Origin of the sequence: Streptomyces antioxidans (assembly GCF_000968685.2) — a bacterium.
GTDB classification, from domain to species: domain Bacteria; phylum Actinomycetota; class Actinomycetes; order Streptomycetales; family Streptomycetaceae; genus Streptomyces; species Streptomyces antioxidans.
In genome coordinates this window covers 1-2,533 of sequence record NZ_LAKD02000150.1, presented here as the reverse complement: position 1 = coordinate 2,533, position 2,533 = coordinate 1, and the positions used below count along the sequence as shown (strand labels likewise).

The 2,533-nt window shown below is 72.6% G+C and carries 4 protein-coding genes; all 4 read left to right on the top strand.

Going from position 1 to position 2,533, the window contains the following annotated elements; all coding sequences use genetic code 11:
- Window positions 1–353, top strand: a 353-nt coding sequence (locus VT50_RS39440) for a hypothetical protein (RefSeq protein ID WP_420822262.1), incomplete at its 5' end; no start/stop codon positions are given.
- Window positions 354–363: 10 nt separating this feature from the next.
- On the top strand, window positions 364–714 hold the full coding sequence (locus VT50_RS36735) for a metallopeptidase family protein (protein WP_037953306.1): 351 nt from the start codon (window positions 364–366) through the stop codon (window positions 712–714).
- Window positions 715–1,100: 386 nt separating this feature from the next.
- Window positions 1,101–1,601, top strand: a complete 501-nt coding sequence (locus VT50_RS36730) for a hypothetical protein (protein WP_240529464.1) — start codon at window positions 1,101–1,103, stop codon at window positions 1,599–1,601.
- A gap of 327 nt (window positions 1,602–1,928) precedes the next feature.
- On the top strand, window positions 1,929–2,533 hold a 605-nt coding region (locus VT50_RS36725; protein ID WP_143645338.1), incomplete at its 3' end, for a DEAD/DEAH box helicase.

The following is a 2,533-nucleotide window of genomic DNA, read 5'->3' as shown; positions in this document are numbered from 1 at the left end:
GGGGAGGGGGACGGGGACGGCACGGGGCGGCGGAAGCGGAGAAGGCGGGAAAGGCGGAGAAGGGAAGGGCGGCGGAAGCGGCGAAGGGGGGAGACGGCCGCGGTGCCCGCGCGCTGAGCGGTGGCACGGAGCAGCCGGAGCGGTTCGCGGGCCATTGGTCCCGTATGCCCGGCCGCGCGGGGGCGTATGCCTGGCCGCGCGGGGGCGTATGCCTGGGCGCACGGGGGTGGGGGGCGCGCCCGGTGATGGTGCGCCGGGCGGGCGGAGGCGTCCGGCACGGATACCTCGGCGCCGACTACGTTGACGCCGACTACCTCGGCGCCGACGGCTCCTTTCCGGGCCCGGCTGCCTGACAATGGCCTCGTGCTGGAGATGACGCGCGAGGAGTTCGAGGAACTGGTCGCCGAGGCGCTGGACCGGATTCCGCCGGAGCTGACACGACTCATGGACAACGTCGCCGTGTTCGTTGAGGACGAGCCGCCGACGGACGATCCCGAGCTGCTCGGGCTCTACGAGGGGACGCCGCTCACCGACCGGGGTGAGTGGTACGCGGGCGTCCTGCCGGACCGGATCACGGTCTACCGGGGTCCGACGCTCCGGCTGAGCGAGACGCGGGAGGACGTCGTCCAGGAGACCGAGGTGACCGTGGTCCATGAGATCGCGCACCACTTCGGGATCGACGACGCGCGGCTGCACGCGCTCGGGTACGGCTGATCCTGGGTGTGTGGCGGGTGCGGCTACGCCGGGGTAGCCACACCCCGAAGCGCGGCTGATCCTCGGCTACGGCCCGGTCGCGGGCGCCAGCTGGGTCCGCTACCCCATCACCTCCGCCCGCATTCGCTTCCGGCTCCGCCCTCGCCTTCGCCTACGACCGACGTCGGACGCGCGGTCTACGCGACGGGCCGGGTCCGCACCGCAGGCGTGTCCTGGGCGGGGCGGGGCCAGTTGGGCAGGGCGTCACATCCCCACCGTCTGGAGGTGTCCCGCGCATGCCCGGATCCCCCGTGCCCGGATCCCCTGCTCCTCGCACCGCCCGTTCTCCCCGGACCTCCCGTACCGCCCGGACTTCGCGTACCTCTCAGCGCGCGCCTCGTGCCGCCGTGCGCGGGGCGGCGGTCGCGGCCCTCGTGGCCGTCGCCGTGGCGCTCAGCGGCTGCATGAGCATCTCCGACGACTCCGAGCAGCCGGACAAGCACCGCGGCTCCCACGAGAAGGGCGAGGCGGGGGACGCGGGGGACGCCGTGGTGCGCTCCGACGGCAGGGGGCGCCCGTACGTGGACTCCGGCCGGGGCGAGAAGGACGGGAAGGGGAAGAAGGGGAAGAAGGGCGAGAAGGGCAAGGAGAAGGACGGCGAGGAGGGCTCGGCCTCGGCGTCCGCGGCCGGCCCCGAGGACGAGCCCTCGGCCCCGCCCGGGAAGAAGGGCGACTCGCACCACCACCCGGCCCCCTCCGACCCGCCGCAGCCGGGCGGCGCCGCCCCGTCCGACGAGCCGCCCGAGCCCCGGCCGTCGAGTCCGCCGCCGAGCGCGCCGGACCCGAAGCCGACCAACCCCGAGCCCCCGACCGCGCCCGCCTCTCCGTCGGACCAGCCCGCGGGGTAGGGCTCGTACGCGCAGGTCCCGTACGAGCGCATGGGTCCGTACGACCGCGCAGGTCCCGTACGAGGGCACGGGTCCCGTACGGGCGCACAGGTCCCGTACGAGGGCCGCCGTCGCCCCTGGTCGGGCGCGGACGGAGTGAATTTGCTCTTGAGGGGTGGAGGTGCGTATGGTGGTAGATCGTTTGATCCCATTTGCCCGGCGCCTCGTAGAAGTGCGCCGCGAGGCGCGTTCCTTGCCATCCCGTGGCTGACCGCATAGAGGCGGTCGTTTGCGACAACACACGGAGTTTGGGCGCGTGCCGAGACTCCGGAAGGTTTCGCATTTCGCATGTCCGTTTCCACTGATCACGCCGTCATGCCCGCCCTCGATGAGACGAGCGAGACGAGCGAGCTGACCGCCCCGGCCGAGCAAGCCGCCACGGAAGCCCCCGACACCCCTAAGGCGCCCGACATCACATTCGCCGACCTCGGCCTCCCCGAGCAGATCGTCCGCAAGCTTGCGCAGAACGGCGTCACCACGCCCTTCCCGATCCAGGCCGCGACCATCCCCGACGCCCTCGCCGGACGCGACATCCTCGGCCGCGGCCGTACCGGCTCCGGCAAGACCCTCTCGTTCGGCCTTCCGCTGCTGACCACGCTGGCAGGCGGCCACACCGAGAAGAAGCGCCCCCGCGGGCTGATCCTCACCCCGACCCGCGAGCTCGCGATGCAGGTGAGCGACGCGCTGCAGCCGTACGGCGATGTTCTCGGTCTCAAGCTCAAGGTCGTCTGCGGCGGCACCTCGATGGGCAATCAGATCTACGCGCTGGAGCGCGGCGTGGACATCCTGGTCGCCACCCCGGGCCGACTGCGCGACATCATCGAGCGCGGTGCCGCGTCCCTGGACAAGGTGCAGATCGCGGTCCTCGACGAGGCCGACCAGATGGCCGACAT